At 71.8% G+C, this 16,190-nt stretch carries 15 protein-coding genes; 4 read left to right on the top strand and 11 right to left on the bottom strand.

What is annotated here, in order from left to right; genetic code table 11:
- Positions 1–147 precede the first annotated feature (147 nt).
- A complete protein-coding gene (locus AB0C38_RS33970) occupies positions 148–1,242 on the bottom strand; it encodes an ionic transporter y4hA (protein ID WP_360681446.1) in 1,095 nt (364 codons plus the stop codon).
- Positions 1,243–1,293: 51 nt separating this feature from the next.
- Positions 1,294–2,196, bottom strand: coding sequence for a LysR family transcriptional regulator (locus AB0C38_RS33965; RefSeq protein ID WP_360681445.1), 903 nt, complete (start codon positions 2,194–2,196; stop codon positions 1,294–1,296).
- 71 nt (positions 2,197–2,267) lie between these two features.
- Between AB0C38_RS33965 and AB0C38_RS33960 the strand changes: the two genes are divergently transcribed.
- Complete coding sequence (locus AB0C38_RS33960; protein WP_360681444.1) at positions 2,268–4,001, top strand: pyruvate dehydrogenase; 1,734 nt, start codon at positions 2,268–2,270, stop codon at positions 3,999–4,001.
- On the opposite strand, the gene mftB is transcribed toward AB0C38_RS33960, so the two are convergent.
- The 4 genes from mftB to AB0C38_RS33940 all read right to left on the bottom strand — a co-directional run bounded on the left by mftB (position 3,998) and on the right by AB0C38_RS33940 (position 8,024).
- Positions 3,998–4,261, bottom strand: coding sequence for a mycofactocin biosynthesis chaperone MftB (gene mftB, locus AB0C38_RS33955; RefSeq protein ID WP_360681441.1), 264 nt, complete (start codon positions 4,259–4,261; stop codon positions 3,998–4,000). The genes AB0C38_RS33960 and mftB overlap by 4 nt on opposite strands.
- A 20-nt stretch (positions 4,262–4,281) precedes the next feature.
- On the bottom strand, positions 4,282–5,394 hold the full coding sequence (locus AB0C38_RS33950) for an NDMA-dependent alcohol dehydrogenase (protein ID WP_360681440.1): 1,113 nt from the start codon (positions 5,392–5,394) through the stop codon (positions 4,282–4,284).
- A gap of 93 nt (positions 5,395–5,487) precedes the next feature.
- Complete coding sequence (locus AB0C38_RS33945) at positions 5,488–7,092, bottom strand: helix-turn-helix domain-containing protein (protein WP_360681439.1); 1,605 nt, start codon at positions 7,090–7,092, stop codon at positions 5,488–5,490.
- Between the two features lie 101 nt (positions 7,093–7,193).
- Positions 7,194–8,024, bottom strand: a complete 831-nt coding sequence (locus AB0C38_RS33940; protein ID WP_360681438.1) for an urea carboxylase-associated family protein — start codon at positions 8,022–8,024, stop codon at positions 7,194–7,196.
- Between the two features lie 147 nt (positions 8,025–8,171).
- Here AB0C38_RS33940 and AB0C38_RS33935 point away from each other — a divergent pair, with 147 nt between their 5' ends.
- Together AB0C38_RS33935 and AB0C38_RS33930 are read left to right on the top strand one after the other, a co-directional pair.
- A complete protein-coding gene (locus AB0C38_RS33935) occupies positions 8,172–9,230 on the top strand; it encodes a hypothetical protein (protein WP_360681437.1) in 1,059 nt (352 codons plus the stop codon).
- A gap of 82 nt (positions 9,231–9,312) precedes the next feature.
- Complete coding sequence (locus tag AB0C38_RS33930) at positions 9,313–9,981, top strand: HNH endonuclease family protein (protein ID WP_360681435.1); 669 nt, start codon at positions 9,313–9,315, stop codon at positions 9,979–9,981.
- On the opposite strand, the gene AB0C38_RS33925 is transcribed toward AB0C38_RS33930, so the two are convergent.
- On the bottom strand, positions 9,978–10,802 hold the full coding sequence (locus AB0C38_RS33925) for a fructosamine kinase family protein (protein WP_360681433.1): 825 nt from the start codon (positions 10,800–10,802) through the stop codon (positions 9,978–9,980). The genes AB0C38_RS33930 and AB0C38_RS33925 overlap by 4 nt on opposite strands.
- On the opposite strand from AB0C38_RS33925, the gene AB0C38_RS33920 reads away from it, so the two are divergent.
- Positions 10,801–11,181, top strand: coding sequence for an MmcQ/YjbR family DNA-binding protein (locus tag AB0C38_RS33920; protein ID WP_360681431.1), 381 nt, complete (start codon positions 10,801–10,803; stop codon positions 11,179–11,181). The two genes, AB0C38_RS33925 and AB0C38_RS33920, sit on opposite strands and share 2 nt — an antisense overlap.
- On the opposite strand, the gene AB0C38_RS33915 is transcribed toward AB0C38_RS33920, so the two are convergent.
- From AB0C38_RS33915 to AB0C38_RS33900, 4 genes are all read right to left on the bottom strand, one after another.
- Positions 11,106–11,969, bottom strand: coding sequence for a GNAT family N-acetyltransferase (locus tag AB0C38_RS33915; RefSeq protein ID WP_360681430.1), 864 nt, complete (start codon positions 11,967–11,969; stop codon positions 11,106–11,108). The two genes, AB0C38_RS33920 and AB0C38_RS33915, sit on opposite strands and share 76 nt — an antisense overlap.
- Before the next feature lie 39 nt (positions 11,970–12,008).
- Positions 12,009–14,081: a putative Ig domain-containing protein gene (locus AB0C38_RS33910; RefSeq protein ID WP_360681593.1), complete on the bottom strand. Its 2,073-nt coding sequence runs from the start codon at positions 14,079–14,081 to the stop codon at positions 12,009–12,011.
- A gap of 107 nt (positions 14,082–14,188) precedes the next feature.
- Positions 14,189–14,410, bottom strand: a complete 222-nt coding sequence (locus AB0C38_RS33905) for a hypothetical protein (RefSeq protein WP_360681428.1) — start codon at positions 14,408–14,410, stop codon at positions 14,189–14,191.
- A 200-nt stretch (positions 14,411–14,610) separates the two neighbouring features.
- Positions 14,611–16,182 (bottom strand): acyl-CoA synthetase, encoded by a 1,572-nt coding sequence (locus AB0C38_RS33900; protein WP_360681427.1) that lies wholly within the window; start codon positions 16,180–16,182, stop codon positions 14,611–14,613.
- Positions 16,183–16,190 lie beyond the last annotated feature (8 nt).

Below are 16,190 nucleotides of genomic sequence, written 5' to 3'. Positions count from 1 at the left end.
GGTGATGCCCCTTCAATCACGCGTGATGCCTCCCCGATCACGCGAGATGCCGTTTCCCGCCCGGGGTGGAACCGGCATCAGCGTGATCGGAGGGGCATCGGCCGTGATCAGAGGGGCATCACGCGTGATTGGAAGGTCGACACGGCGTCAGGGGTTGACCGCCAGCACCAGGAAGCCGGCCAGCAGGACCAGGTGCACGCCGCCCTGCAGGCGGGTCGCGCGGCCCGGGACTACCGTCAGGACGCTCACCACGACGGTCAGCGCCAGCAGCACGATCTGTGTCGAGCCGAGGCCGAGCAGCAGTTCGCTCGGCAGCCAGATCGACGCCAGCGCGATCGCCGGGATGGTCAGGCCGATGCTCGCGATCGCCGAGCCGTAGGCCAGGTTGAGGCTGATCTGCATCCGGTCGCGCCGGGCCGCGCGGGTCGCCGCGAGGGTCTCCGGCAGCAGCACCAGCAACGCGATCACCACCCCGACGAACGACTGCGGGAACCCGGCCGCGCTGACGCCCGCCTCGATCGCCGGGGACTCCACCTTGGCCAGCCCGACCACCGCGACCAGGGCCACCAGCAGCAGCGCGAGGCTGCCGAGCGCCGCGCGGTTCGTCGGCGGGTCGGCGTGGTCGTCCTCCTTGACCTCGCCGTCGGCGGCCACCGGGAGGAAGAAGTCGCGGTGCCGCATCGTCTGCGTCAGCACGAACGTGGCGTACAGCGCCAGGGACGCGACCGCGGCGAAGGCCAGCTGCGCCGGCGAAAACGCCGGGCCGGGAGTGCTGGAGGTGAACGTCGGCAGCACCAGGCTGAGCGTGGCCAGCGTCGCGACCGTGGCGAGCGCGGCGCCGCTGCCTTCCGAATTGAACAGGGTGACGCCGTAGCGCCGCGCGCCGACGAGCAGCGAGATGCCGACGATGCCGTTGGTCGTGATCATCACCGCGGCGAACACGGTGTCCCGCGCCAGGGAGCCCGCTTCGGGACCGCCGGAGACCATCATCGTGACGATCAGCGCGACCTCGATGACGGTGACGGCGACCGCGAGCACGAGCGACCCGAACGGCTCACCCACGCGGTGCGCGACGACCTCCGCGTGGTGCACCGCGGCGAGCACCGTCGCGCCGAGCGCGATCGCGACGACGGCCACGAACACCGGGCCGAGGTCGCGGCCCCAGGCCAGCGCCAGCACGACGACGGCGAGCACCGGGGTGACGGAGGTCCAGGACGTCAGGAAGGATCTCAGCGCGGCCATGCCTCCACCCTGTCACACCGGCGGTCACTTTGCGTGGTCGTAAGGCGATTCTCACATCGTCCCTTGTGGACGGTCGAAGCCGGCCGGGACGACGGCGAGGACGTGGCGCCGGAAGGTTTCGCTCAGCGGCGGGAGAGTGCGCCCGGCCGCCCAGGCGAGACCGATGTCGCGGGCAGCGTCCACATCGGTCAGTTCGAGGTGCGGCGCCGGGAACGCGGCCGTGTGGGGCAGCGGCAGCACGGAAACGCCGAGCCCGGCGGTGACGAGCCCGCGCAGGGTCTCGACCTCGTCGCCCTCGAAGCCGATCCGCGGCGTGAACCCGGCTTCGGCGCACAGCCGCTCGGTGGTTTCGCGCAGCGCGTAACCCGCTCGCAGCAGGATGAACGTCTCGTCCGCGAGGTCGGCGAGGCGGACCCGCCGGCGCCCGGCGAGCCGGTGGTGCGGCGGGACCGCGAGCCGCAGGGGCTCGACGAGCAGGCGTTCCCAGTGCAGCTGCGCGTGCCCCGGGTCGCCGCTGGTGATGACGAGGTCCGCGGTGCCGTCGAGCAGTTCCGCTTCGAGCCCGGCCTCGCCGTGCTGGCGCAGCTCGAACCGGGCGCCGGGGTGCTCGCGCAGGAACCCGCTCAGCACCGACGGCACCAGCCACGTGCCGAACGTGTGCAGGAACGCCAGCGGGACGACGCCGGTGCCCGGCGCGACGATCTCGCCGACCTCGCGCAGGCCCTGGTCGAGCTGGTCGAGCACGACGTCGACGTGCCGCTTGAAGGCGTGCCCGGCCGGCGTCAGCCGCAGCACGCGCCCGGACCGGCGGAACAGCTCGGCGCCCGCGTCGCGCTCCAGCCGTCGCAGGGCGCGGGACAGCGCGGGCTGGGTGAGGTGGGCCCCGGCCGCGGTCTCCGTCACGGTCGCGCCGCCGGCGACCTCGCGGAAGAGCCGCAACGTCTGGACGTCCATGCCTCCAGTGTATGGATTTTCATCCAATCAGGCATTGGACGCATCGGTCGGCACGGGCCACCCTGGAGGGTATGGCAACCGTGGCAGAACAGCTGGTCAGGACCCTGCGGGACGCGGGCGTCGAACGCATCTACGGCATCGTCGGCGACAGCCTCAACCCGATCGTCGACGCGGTCCGCCGCACCGACGGCATCGAGTGGGTGCACGTCCGGCACGAAGAGACCGCCGCCTTCGCCGCGGCGGCCGAAGCGCAGGTTACCGGCAAGCTCGCGGTGTGCGCGGGCAGCTGCGGGCCCGGAAACCTGCACCTGATCAACGGCCTGTTCGACGCGCACCGTTCCGGCGCGCCGGTGCTGGCGATCGCGTCGCACATCCCGTCGAACCAGATCGGCACCGGCTTCTTCCAGGAGACGCACCCGGACCGGCTCTTCGCCGAGTGCAGCCACTTCAGCGAGGTCGTCGCGGACCCGGCGCAGCTGCCGCGGCTCCTGCGGATCGCGACCCAGACCGCCGTCGGCAAAGGCGGCGTCGCGGTGCTGACCATCCCCGGCGACCTCGCCGACCGCAAGGCCACCGGCCCGCTGACCGAGCGCCTCCCGCTGGTGACGCCGTCGCCCGCGGTACCGCCGGCGTCCGTCGTCCAAGAGCTCGCGGAGCTGCTGAACTCGGGCGAGAAGGTGATGCTCTTCGCCGGTGCCGGCGTCCGCGGCGCGCACGACGAAGTCATGGCGCTGGCGGAAAAGCTCGGCGCGCCGGTCGGGCACTCGCTCGGCGGCAAGGAGTGGATCCAGTACGACAACCCGTTCGACGTCGGCATGAGCGGCCTGCTCGGCTACGGCGCCTGCTACGACGCGATGCACGAGGCCGACCGGATCCTGTTGCTGGGCACGGACTTCCCGTACGACACCTTCCTCCCGCAGGCCCGCACGATCCAGCTCGACCACGACGCGGCACGCCTCGGCCGGCGGACGCCGCTGGAGCTGGCGGTGCACGGCGATGTGAAGGAAACGCTGAGCGCGCTGCTCCCGCTGCTGCGTCCCCGCACCGGCCGGACGTTCCTCGACCGGATGCTGCGCGAGCACGTGCGGAAGCTGGAAAAGGTCGTCGGCGCGTACACGACGAAGATCGAGCACCGGCGGCCGGTCCACCCGGAGTACGTCGCCTCGGTGCTCGACGAGGTCGCCGCCGACGACGCGGTGTTCACCGTGGACACCGGCATGGGCAACGTCTGGGCCGCGCGCTACCTGACCCCGAACGGCCGCCGCCGCGTGCTCGGCTCGTTCCGGCACGGCAGCATGGCGAACGCGCTGCCGCACGCGATCGGCGCGCAGCTCGCCCAGCCCGGCCGCCAGGTCGTGTCGCTCTCGGGCGACGGCGGCCTCGCGATGCTGATGGGCGACCTGCTGACGCTTCCGGCCTACGACGTTCCGGTGAAGGTGGTGGTGTTCAACAACGCCACGCTCGGCATGGTGAAGCTGGAGATGCTCGTCGACGGCCTCCCGGACTTCGGCACCGACCACCCACCGGTCGACTTCGCGGCGATCGCCGCCGCGTGCGGGGTGTTCTCGATCCGGGTCGAGGACCCGGGTGACGTCCGCGACGCGCTGGTGAAGGCGTTCGCCCACCCCGGCCCGGCGGTGGTCGAGGTGGTGACCGACCCGAACGCGCTGTCGATCCCGCCGCGGATCACCGGCGAGATGGTGCGCGGGTTCGCCTTGGGCGCGACGAAGACGGTGCTCAACGGCGGCGTCGGCAAGATGGTCGACCTGGCGCGCACCAACCTGCGCAACGCGCCGCGGCCCTAGGGGTCCGCGACGATGACACCGGTGTCGGCCAGTGCTTCCAGGTCGGCGAGGATCCGCGCCCGGCGGGTGCCGCCCAGCTCCGCGGCGTCGAGTGCGTCGCGGAGCGAGGCGTGCATCACCAGCGCGCGGACGAACCGCACCAGCTCCGGGCAGGTCAGGTAGGACAGCTTCCGGTCGCCCGTGTGGTAGGCGAGCGCCCCGAACGGCTCGGGGCGCAACGCCACCAGCGGGTTGACCCGGTACGCGGCGTCGAGGTCCATTGTGGACTTCGCGGCCCCGGCTATGCGGAGTGGACGATGACGCCGCGGATGTTCTTGCCGTCGCGCAGGTCCTGGTAGCCCTCGTTGACCTGGTCGAGGGTGTACTTGCGGGTCACCAGCTCGTCGAGCTTGAGCTTGCCGGCGTCGTAAAGGCGCAGCAGCCGGACGATGTCGTACTGCGGGTTGGCCGAGCCGAACAGCGTGCCCTTGATCGTCTTCTCGAAGAGCGTCATCACGCCGCCGGAGACGTGCACGGTCAGCTTCTCGGGGTTGGCGAGGCCGGTGATGACGACCGTTCCGCCCTTGCCGACGACGTTGAACGCCTCGCTGACGACGTCCTCTTCGACGGTGCCGACGGTGATCAGCGCCTGGTCGGCCAGCTGGCCCCAGGTCAGTTCGTTCACCTTCTCGGCGGCTTCGGCCGCGGTCGCGAAGGCGTGGGTGGCACCGAACTTGAGCGCGGCCTCCCGCTTGAACTCCACCGGGTCCACGGCGACGACGTACTTCGCGCCGGCGTGCGCGGCGCCCTGCACGGCGTTGATGCCGATGCCGCCGATGCCGTAGACGACGGTGGTGTCCCCGGCCCGCACCCCGCCGGCGTAGTTGGCGGTGGCCCAGCCGGTCGGGACGCCGCAGCCGACCAGCACGGCCGTCTCCAGCGGCAGCCAGTCGTCGACCTTGACGACCGAGTGCTGCGAGATGGTGGCGCGCTCGGAGAACGTGCCGAGCATGCACATCGCGCCGAAGTCCTGCCCGCCGGCGTGGAAGCGGAAGGTGCCGTCCGGCATGTGGCCGTCGAGGATGGTGGCGCCCATGTCGCACAGGTTCTGGCGGCCGGTGGAGCAGTAGCGGCAGGTGCCGCAGTTGGGGATGAAGCTGCAGACGACGTGGTCACCGGGCTGCACCTTGGTCACGCCCGGGCCGACGTCCTCGATGATCCCGGCGCCTTCGTGGCCGCCGATGATCGGGAAGCGCGGCACGAGGTCGTTGTCGATCAGGTGCAGGTCCGAGTGGCACAACCCGGCGGCGGTGTACTTGATGAGCACCTCGCCGGGACCCGGGCCGTCGAGGTCCAGTTCCATGATCTCGAACGGCTTTCCGGCATCGAACAGTACGGCTGCCTTGGTCTTCACGGCCATCTCCTCCACGTGCGGCGGTGCACCCTTCGTGCCTCGATTGTGTGGAGCGGGGGAGGGGGCGAAGTGTCCAAATCCCGGACACCGCGGTCAGCGGACCCGCAGGGCGCGCATCCGGTTGTAGAGCGTGGAGCGGCTGATGCCCAGCTGCTTGGCCGCCCGGACCTTGTTGCCGTCGCAGGCTCGCAGCGTCCGGACGATCACGTCGTACTCGGCCTGTTCCCAGCCGCTGAGTGCCGCGCCCGGGGCCGTGTCCGAGCAGCCCGGTGCGATGTCGGCCGCCGTCAGGTCGCCTGCCGAGCGGCGGTCGGCCGCGCCCGCCAAGACTCCCTCCAGCTCGCGCAGGTTGCCCGGCCACTGCTGGGAGCTCAGCAGCTCCAGGGCACCCGGGGTCAAGCGGAGCGAGCCGCGCAGCAACGCTCGGGCGATCGCCGGGATCTCGTCGCGGCGCTCGCGCAACGGCGGCAGCTCGATCCGCCGGTGCATGCGCGCCGCCAGGGTCGCCTGCTCGCCGCGCAGTTCCGGCAACGGCCCGCTGAGCAGCACGAACCACGCCGACGTCGTGTCCAGCAGCCGGGCCAGGCGGACCGCGGCCAGCGGGGGCAGCAGCTGGATGCCGTCGATGACCAGCAGGCCGCGCGCCGACGCCGATGCCTCCACCCGCGCGCACCACTCGGCCTCGCCGGCGACGACGTCGGACGCGTCGAACTCGTGCACCGGTTCGTCCCCGGCCACGACGCGCGCCGCCGTCGTCCGGCCGGCTCCCGGCTCGCCGGAGACCAGCACGCGCCGCCGGGCACGCCCCGCGCTCCGAAGCCGCTCGTCGACCTGGGCGGGGAACAGGCCACGTGAACTCCGGGGCCGGGAAACGACCGGGCTCGACGTCCGCACCGGCGCCAGCTCGAACAGCAGCCCGGCGCTCGCCGACACCGCTTCGACGCGCACCTCGACCGGCGTGCCCGACGTCAGCCGGAGCCGGCCGTGGCCCCGCTGCGTGCGGCCCAGCTCGCGCAGCAGCCGGTGGTCGGCGGTGTCGACCAGCTCGGTCGCCGCGGTGTTCGCGAGCACGACGTCCTGGCCGAGCGCCAGCACCGCGCACGCCCGGTGCTGCACCGACTGGAACGCGGCCAGCAGCTGCTGCTCGGCGAGCTTCGCGCCGTCGAGCAGCCGCCGTTCGATGTCGGCGACCGCGCGCCGCAGGAAGGGGCCGAGCAACGGGTTCGCGTCGCCCGCGGGGCCGGTGATGTCGAGGACGCCGGCCAGCCGCCGCGTCGTCGGGTGCACCAGCGGGTGGCCGTAGCAGGTGAACTGCTTCATGGCTTCGAGGAAGTGCTCGTCGCCGTCGACGGAGACGCCGCGGCGGGTCTCGAACGGCGTCGCGAGGGAGTTCGTCCCGGTCCGCTCCTCCAGGAACTGGCAGCCGGGCACGGCGCTGATGTTCTCCAGCGCCAGCTCGACCGACCGCTCGGAGAACCGCCGGGCCACGATCCGGCACTCGTCGTCGGCGAGCACGACGCAGAACCGCGTGCCGGCCAGCTGCCGGGCCAGCTCGTCCAGCACCGGCGAGGCGGCCCGCAGCAGCCGGCTGCGGCGGTCGACGTCGGTGACGTTCAGCCGCTCGACGGACGAGGCCGGCGAGAGCCCGGAAAGCTCCGCCCGCCGCCACGACTGCGCGATCTCGGTCCGCAGGTCCACTCGCACTCCTCGCCGAGCCGATCGGTGTCCCCGGGTTTCCATCATCACACGGACCGGGCGCGGGGAGAACCTTCGCGCCGGTTTCCGTTGCGGGACAACGGTTAGCCGCGAGTGCCCCACTCCGGCAGCCGGGCGCCGTGCAGGCCGCGGTAGGCCGCGCGCTCCGGTTCGCGCCAGTTTTCCAGCAGGTGGGGGCGGGGCTTGAAGACCTCGACGCCGATCGGGTGGCAGACGTCGATCGGGTCGCGGGCGCCCGGCCCCCACAGCGGGATCGACAGGTCGCCGCCCGGGCAGGTGGACAGCGCGCACAGCAGGTCCAGCTCGGCGAAGAACTCGAAGTGGTCGCCCGGGCGGGCGGGGCAGGCCTTCATGAAGTACCGGTCCTCGTCGTTGAGGCCGGTGCACTGGAAGACGTTCAGGACGTCGTGCACGTCGAACTCGGTGAGCCCGAACGGCGCGACCGCGCGCACGAGGTTCGAGTGGCAGTGGAAGTCGAAGTCCTCGCCGGTGAGCATCCGGTTGACGTAGGGGTCGCAGCGGGTGCCGAGCAGGTCGTGGACGCGGCCGCCGTCCTCGTCCTCGCCGTGGCTCTCGAGGGTGTCGGCGGTGATCGTCGCGAGCGGGCGGAGGAAGGGGAGTGTCGACCAGAGCCGGTCGAACGTGCTGACGTGGGCGCGCTGGAGCTGACGGGTGCGCGAGGCCCAGAAGCGCTCGCGGGGGTCGTCGGCGTTCCACAGGTTGAGGTCGCCGACCTGCGGGCCTTCGACGGTCCGCAGGCGGCACAGGTGCCCCCGCGGCACCCGCCACGCGCGGCCCGAGCGGATCGGCACCTCGAACGCGTCGACGAGCTCCCGGCCGGGCTCCTCGGCGAGCCGCCGGTAGAACGGCCGGTCGACGTCGAGCGCGGGGCCCTGGTAGGCGGCTGGGGGCATCGGGTCTCCCTCGTGCGGTGCGGATACGGCTCCCAGCATGCCTCGGCTACGCACGGTGGCGTTCGACCACTCGTTCGGCTGCTGGGGCGGTGACCGGTCGGGCTCCTACCGTCGAGGGAGCAGTTTTCGTGGGAGGAGTGACCGGCGGTGCTCGTGGCCTTCCAGCGCACCGGCGAGCTGCGGCGCCTGCCCGCAGCGGCGGAGCACCTCGTGGAGTTGCTGCGTTCCTGGGGCCGGGGACCGGCCCATCTGACGGGCTTGGCGTTGACCGGGATCACGGTCCCGAGCCGCCTCGGCCCCCGGGCGGTGGACGCGCTGGTGTTCACGCGATCGGGGGTGGTGGTGATCGCGGCGCACTCGCCGGGGCCGTGGCTGTCTCCCGGCCCGGGCGAGCGGGCCGGAGCGGGAGTGGCGGCGGCGAAGGGGGCGCTGGCCGCGCACGACGGCGGGCGGTACGTGACGGGGCTGGTCGCGGTCGTTCCGCCGGTCCCCGGGAGTGAATGGGCGGACGTGCCCGAGCTGCCGGAGCCGCGCGATCCGGTGGCGGAGTCGCGGCTGTACGAAGGAGCGGGGGAGACCGACGGGTACGAGCCGGTTCGAAGCGGGCCGGAGCCGAGCTGGGGTGAGCACGTTCCGGTCGAGCCGGAAGCGGACCAAGCCTGGCACGAACCGGGTCGCGACTGGCGTGAGGCGGACTCCGCGTGGAGCGAGCACGTTCCGGTCGAGCCGGAACCGGATCAAGCTTGGCCGGAGCCGGCCCCACCTTGGTACGAAGCCGATTCCTTCCCCGGCGTCGCCGTCGTGCTCGCGGATCCGCGGGGGCTCCGGCGGATCATCGGGCAGCACAACCGGTGGCGGACCGTCTGGTCGGCCGATGACGTCCTCGACGCCTGCTACGCCCTCTCCCTCGCCCACCTCGCCCCGCCCCGGTCGGCGCTGCTCGCCGACGGCTTCCCCGCCCGCCTCCCGACGCTCGCGCGGCTGCCCGAGCTCCCCGCCGTCGTGTCCGTGCCGCCTGATCCGCCCGTTCCCGCGGCCGACGACGATCCCGGTCCGCTGGGCCCCCGGTCGCGGGGGCCGGCCGACTTCCCGCGACCGCGGCCGATCCGGCAAGTGCCGTGGGGGCTGGTCTTCGTGCTGACCCTGCTCGTCACCGTGGGCGTGATCGCCGCCGTCTTCGTCGCGCAGGTCTTCCACGGCTCGTGAGTTTCGCGCCAACTAGGCCATCTGCACCGTTTCCCCGACGCGTCGGCTGGGCACCTCCCGGTAGACGTGAAAGGGGTTCACGATGCCGCGCACCCGAGCGCTCGTTCTGCTGGCCGTCCTCACGGGCGCGTCCCTCACCGGCTGCAAGGTGCCCGACGGACTCGCGTCGGGCTCTCAAGCCGGGTCCCAGGCCACCGGGACCGCCGCCGCGCCGCCGATCGCGCCCGCCGAGGCCAAAGCTCAGCTCGCGCAGCTCAAGATCGCCGTGCGCGGCACCATGGACGGCTACAGCCGCGAGAAGTTCCCGCACTGGGACAAGGTCGACGGCGCCTGCGACACCCGCGAGCAGGTTCTCAAGCGCGACGGCAAGGACGTCACCACGAACTCCGACTGCGCCCCGAAGTCCGGCACCTGGGTCAGCGCGTACGACGGCGAGACCTGGCAGAAGTCGTCCGATGTGGACATCGACCACATGGTGCCCCTCGGCCAGGCCTGGGCGAGCGGCGCGAAGTCGTGGACCCAGGAGCGGCGCGAGCAGTTCGCGAACGACCTGATCCGCCCGCAGCTGCACGCGGTCACCGACAACCTCAACGAGCAGAAGAGCGACAAGGCGCCGGACCAGTGGAAACCGCCGCTGGTCTCCTACTGGTGCACCTACGCCACCGACTGGATCGTGGTCAAGAGCAACTACGCCCTCACGATCACCGTCCCCGAGAAGTCGGCGCTGGAAAGCATGCTTCAGCGCTGCTAGAACGTGCGCGCCGCGGCCACCGCCTGCCCGGCGTAGGACCGGCCGAACAGGACGGTGTGCACGAGCAGCGGGAACAGCTGGTGCAGCCCGATCCGCCCGGCCCAGCCCTCGGCCAGGGGCGCGACCTCCTCGTACGCGCCCAGGACGCGGTCGAGGTGCGGGCAGCCGAACAGGTGCAGCATCGCCAGGTCCGTCTCGCGGTGCCCGCCGTGGGCGGCCGGGTCGATCAGCCACGCCTCGCGGCCGTCCCACAGGACGTTGCCGGTCCAGAGGTCGCCGTGCAGGCGGGCTGGCGGCTCGGGCGAGGCCGGGATCCGCTCGCACGCGCGCTCGAACACCGCCGCGTCGGCCGTGTCGAACGTCCCCGCGTCGACCGCTCGCCGGACGTACGGCAGCACGCGGTCCGACGCGTACCACGACGCCCAGTCGTCCCCGGGGGCGTTCGCCATCGGCGCCAGGCCGATCCACGCGTCGGCGGGCCCGCCCGGGGGAGCCGCGCCGAACGCCGGTGCCCCCGCCGCGTGCAGGCGCGCCAGTCCGCGCCCGAGCCGTTCGGCCGCCGCCGCCGAAGACCGCCCGGACAGGACGCGGTCGACCACCAGCCAGTCGTCGTCGTGGCCGGCCACGGACGGCACCGGGACCGCCTCCGCGGCGGCCAGCCAGCGCAGGCCCGCAGCCTCGGCCGCGGTCGCACCCGGCTCGTGCCCCCGCTTGACCACGACCACGCGGCCGTCGTCGAGGACGGCTTCGCGAAGGTATCCCGGCATCGGGCGCCACTCGGTGACGGCGTGCCCGGTGAGCCGGGCCACGGGCTCGGTCATGTCCCGCACGGTACCGGCGCGCTACCGTGGGCCGGTGCAGGATTTCGAACGGGTGCTCGGCGAGCTGGCGGACGTCGAACGGTCCGAGGCCCGCGACTACTCGTCGTTCAGCGTGCGCGGCAAGCGGTTCGGGTACTACTGGCCGCGGACGCGGACGCTCGGTCTGAAGCAGACGATCTCCGAGCAGCTCGCCCTGGTCTCCGAACGCCCCGACCTCTTCGAAGTGCAGTTCACCGCAGGCGGCTTCGGCTGGGTAGTCGTGTACCTCGACGGCGTCGAGCCCGACGAGGTCGCCGAGCTGATCTACGAGGCCTGGCGGCTCTCGGCGCCGGAGGAGCTCGTCGCCGAGGTCCCCTTCACCAGGATCGCGCGGGCGTAGAGCAGGTCGAACCCCTGCCGCTGCACGTTCCGGTGCGACTTCGACCCCGGCTGCGTGGTGACGACGGCGACGTCGCACCCGGCCGCGGTGGCCGCCGCCAGCCGCGCCCGCAGCAACGCCGTCTGCACGCCGCGACGGCGGTGGGCCGGCACGGTCGCCGCGCCGGTGAACTGCGCGATCCCGTCGGTGACGCGGAAGCTCGCGCCGCCCGCGAACTCGCCGCCGCGTTCCGCGAGGTACCGCCGGACGCCGGCCATGTCGCGCATCGCGTTCAGCACGGTCTCGCGCGGGAAGTCCTCGTGCGCCGGCAGGCCTTCGGTGTCGGCCACCGCGACGGCGTCGGCGACCTCGGACAGCCAGGTCTCCAGCTCGTCGTCGCGGCTGAGCCGGACGTCCTCGGGGAACTCGGCGTCACCGAGCCGCCGGCCCAGCACGTTCTCGAACGACTCCAGGCGGTACCCGCGCTCGGTGAAGAACACCCCCGCCGAGGAGTCGGCCAGCTGGCACAGCTCGACCTGCACCGGCGCGCCCAGCTCGGCGAAGGCGCGTTCGACCTCGTCGAGGTCCGCGGCGGGAGGCGGGCCGTCGAAGCCGAGCCCGATGATCTTGTTGAACGGCGAGTCCGCTTCGGCGAAGCTGGCGACCCCGCCGGCGAGCGGCCGCGCGAAGCCGACCGTGTCCCCACGGCGGGCCCGCGCGGCGTCGCTGCTTTCGGCCGTCAGCCGCGCTTCGGCGCGTTCGATCCGCGCGGCCAGCGCGGTGTCGCAGAAAAGCCGGTCCCCGCCCATGCGCCCAGACTGCCGGACGCACGAGCGGGAACCAACCGATTAACCCTCGACCCGGTGTGACGCCCAGAACGACGTCAGGTCGGTCGACCCGGCCGCCGCCTGCGCCGCGGCCTTGAACTCGGCCGTCGTGGACACGCCGTACCAGTGCGACTGCGCGTACGACTTCAGCAGGTTCGCCATCGCCGTGTCGCCGATCAACCGCCGCAAGTCGTGCAGCGTGCACTTGCCGTAGTTGTAGACCACGGTCGAGTACCGCGACGAATGCGCGTCCCAGTAGGCCATCGAGTTGGTCAGCTTCTCCGCGCTCGACTGCCACGTGATGCCGCAGCCGCTGCCGGTGACCCCGCGGTAGAGGTCGGTGGCGTAGTCGGTGAAGCTCTCGTCCAGCCACGGCGAGGTGTACTCGTCGTCGCCGACGATCCCGTAGAACCACTGGTGCGCCAGCTCGTGCGGGAGCGCCGTGGTCGACACGAGGTCGAGCACGAAGCCCGGGTACTCCATGCCGCCGAACCAGAAGTTGTTGTCCAGCACCACGTCCACCTCGCCGTACGGGTAGTCGCCGAAGCGGCCCGAGTGGACGTCGATGGAGTCGGCGGCCAGCGTCAGCATCTGGTTGGCGCTGCTGGTGGAGATCCCGCTGACGGAGTAGACGTTGACCCGCACGCCCTTGCCGGACGTCGTGGTGATCTTCGCGAACGGCCCGGCCGCCCACGCGAAGTCACGCACCTTGTTCGCCACCGCGTGCGTGGTGGTCGTGCTGCCGCTGGTCGTCTCGGTCGACGAGCCGGTGGCCGGCGTCAGCAGCGACGTCGGGTGCACCAGGGTGACGTCGAAGTCGCCGATCACCGTGTAGAACGCCTCGCCGTTGTTGGTGTACGGGTCGAGGTGCCAGCCCGCGCCGTCGCGGACCGCGAGCACCGGCAGCGCGTTGCCGATCATGTTGTACGCGCCGTCGTGGCCGAACCGGTCGGCGCCGCTGGGCACGACGATGCCCAGGTCGAAGCCGATGGTCGCCGACTGGCCCTGGGCCAGCGGGCTCGGCAGCGTGACCTTCATGGCGGTGCAATCGACGCTCAGCGCGGACGCCGTGCCGCCGGTGACGTTCGTGACCGTGATCGGCGTCGTCGGGCAGCTGCCGTGGTAGTTGTCCCAGAGCCGCAGGTAGACCTCGGGCAGCGCGGTCGCCGAGCCGTTGGTGAAGCGCACGCTCTGGTGCCCGGTCCAGCTGGTGCCGGCGGTGTTCGAGGTGAGGTTCACCGTGTACGCCGGGTTGATCGGCGTGCGGGTCGAGTCCGCGGGCGCCGCCGTGATGGTCCAGGCGAAAGTGGCGCTGCCGCTGTTGCCGGCCGGGTCCTTGGCCGTCACGGTCACCGAGGACGACCCGGCGGTCGTCGGCGTGCCGGTGATCTTGCCCGTGCTCGCGCCGATCGCCAGCCCGGCGGGCAGGCCGGTCGCGGTGTAGGTCAGCGCGTCGTTCTGCGGGTCGCTCGCCTGGACCTGCAGCGACACGGCCTGGCCGGCGGCGCTCGACTGCGCGCCCGGCGAGGTCACGACCGGCGACTGCGGGTTGCTCGACCCGGTCGTGGTCAGCGAGAAGTCGTCGAGGAGGAAGTTGGTGGCGAGGCTCGAGTCCTCGGTGCCGGTGATCTTGAGCGTGACGGTCTGGCCCAGGTAGCGCGACACGTCGACGGTGCGCTGGACGTACCCGGTGTTCTTGTCGAGGTTCGAGTAGCTCGCGAGGGTGTCGGAGCCCGCCTGCACCACCAGCTTGTCGTAGGCGGTACTGGTCGTCGTTTCCTTGGTGTCGACGTGCGCCCACCAGGACAGCGACGCCGAAGCGCAGCCGGCGGGGAGCGTCAGCGCCTGGGACAGGGTGTCGGTGTGCGTACTGCCGTAGCCGTCCAGCCAGGCGTCCATCGTCCCGCCGTGCGCGGGCTCCGCCGTGGTGGCGGCGGAGATCACGCCGCTGGTCTGGGTCCACGGGGCGGTACCGCTCTCGAACCCGCCGTTGCCGACGACCTGGTCACCGCAGACCGCGGCGGCCTCGGCCGGCGCGGCGACGACGACTGTGCCCAGTAGGCCCACGGCCGCACTGAGCGCAGCAGAAAGCACCCTCGATCTCATGGGGGAGTCCTTTCCCGGCCCCGTCCGTCGGGGCCAGGAGAAAGCGTGCGCTGCCGCCGGGGCGGCAACAACCCGCCATGAGTCGGGTTCCGCGATCAGGCCTGCTGGAGCACGTTGAGCAGGATGAAGAGCAGCACGAGGGCCCCGGCCACCGCGACCAGGGCGGAGACCGCGGACCGGACCATCTCCCCGAACCCCTTGGCGGTGCGGGCCCGGTAAGCGGAGTAGTTGGAGCGGGCCTCGCGGGCGCTGTGGACGCGGCTGCCGACCAGCAGCCCCGCGGCCAGGGCGAGCAGGACGGCGAGGAAAACGGACACGAGAGATCCTTTCGGGGTTCGGGAACGAGGAACGGCCTCATTACTAGACCCGACGGACGTCGCGCGCCATGGCTTTCGGCTGATTCGTTTCCGGGCCGGACGGCCCTGGTGGGACACGTGTCCCGCGTTCCTCGGAAGGTGGCGGTGGTGACCTGACGGTATCCGTCGTCTCCGGTGCCACGCAAGGAGTTTTCGGTGGCTCAGCCCTCGGTCGCGAGTCCTTTGTGTCGTTCCCGCAATTCGCGCTTGACGATCTTTCCGCTGGGATTCTTGGGAAGGCGGTCCGCGAACACGACGTACTTGGGACATTTGTAACCGGCGAGGTGTGCCTTTGCGTGGTCGACCACTTGCGCAGCGTCGAGAATGACGCCTTCGCGCGGCACGACGACCGCGGTCACTGCTTCGATCCAGTGTGGATGGCCGATCCCGAAGACGGCGACCTCGGCGACGCCGTCGAGCAGGTACAGCGCTTCTTCGACTTCGCGGCTCGCGACGTTCTCGCCGCCGGTCTTGATCATGTCCTTCTTGCGGTCCACGACGGACAGATAGCCGTCTTCGTCGACGACGCCGAGGTCGCCGGAGTGGAACCAGCCGGCGCGGAACGCTTCGGCCGTCTTGGCCTCGTCGCGGTAGTAGCCGAGGGTGGCGTGCGGGCTGCGGTGCACGATCTCGCCGATCTCGCCCGGTGCCACGGGGTTGTCCTCGTCGTCGACGATGCTCGTCTCGACGTTGAGCGAGGGCCGCCCGGCCGAGCCGGCGCGGTCGAGCTGCTCGTGCGGGCGCAGGATCGTGGCCAGCGGCGCCATCTCCGTCTGGCCGTAGAAGTTCCACAGCTCGACGTCGGGCAGGCGGCGGCGCAGCTCGCGCAGCACCTCGACCGGCATCGCCGACGCGCCGTAGTACCCCTTTCGCAGACTGGAAAGGTCGGTCCGGTCGAAGTTTTCGTGGCGCAGCAGGGAGATCCAGACCGTCGGCGGCGCGAACAGCTTCGTCGCGCGTTCCCGCTCGACGGCGGCCAGCAGCGCGGCGGGGTCCGGGCCGGGCAGGATCACACTGGTGGCGCCGAGGTAGACGTCGACGGAGAAGAAGCAGTCCAGCTGGGCGCAGTGGTAGAGCGGCAGCGAGTGCACCTCGACGTCGTCGGCGCTCATGCCGCCGTCGATGACGCACGAGACGTACTGCGCGAGGAGCGACCGGCTCGACAGCAGCACGCCCTTGGGGCGCGACTCGGTACCGGAGGTGTACATGATCCGCAGCGGGTCGTCGTCGGCGACGAGGACGTCGGGCGCGGTGGCGTCCCCTTCGGACAGCCAGGTGCCGACGTCCTCCCACTCGCCACCGCCGCTCTTCGGGATGCGGCCTTTGACGACGTCCCGTCGCCCGGCCAGCTCGAGGGCTTTGGCGGCGGTCGGTTCGAGGGCGTCCTCGGCGACGAACGCTTCGACCTCGGCGTGCCGGAGGAGGTAGGCGATTTCCTCGGCGCCGAGCATGAAGTTGACCGGCACGAGGAGGACACCGAGCTTGGCGGTGGCGAAGGCGAGGACACCGTACTGCCAGGAGTTGTGGCTCAGCAGCGCGAGCCGGTCACCCTTGCGCAGCCCCCGGGCGGCGAGGGCATGAGCACAGCGGTTGGCGGCGGCCTCGAACTCGGCGAAGGTGAGTTTCTCGCTGCCGTCGACGACGGCGAGCTTGTCCGGCAGCCGCAAAGCGGTACGGCGAAGCAGATCACCGAGCGAATGCTGCCGGGCGCGGTCGACGAGGTGCTGGTCCATCCCGGCAG

The organism is Amycolatopsis sp. NPDC048633 (assembly GCF_040650695.1).
Classification (GTDB): domain Bacteria; phylum Actinomycetota; class Actinomycetes; order Mycobacteriales; family Pseudonocardiaceae; genus Amycolatopsis.
The sequence above is the reverse complement of the archived record's forward strand: the minus strand, read 5'-3'. Positions and strand labels throughout refer to the sequence as shown.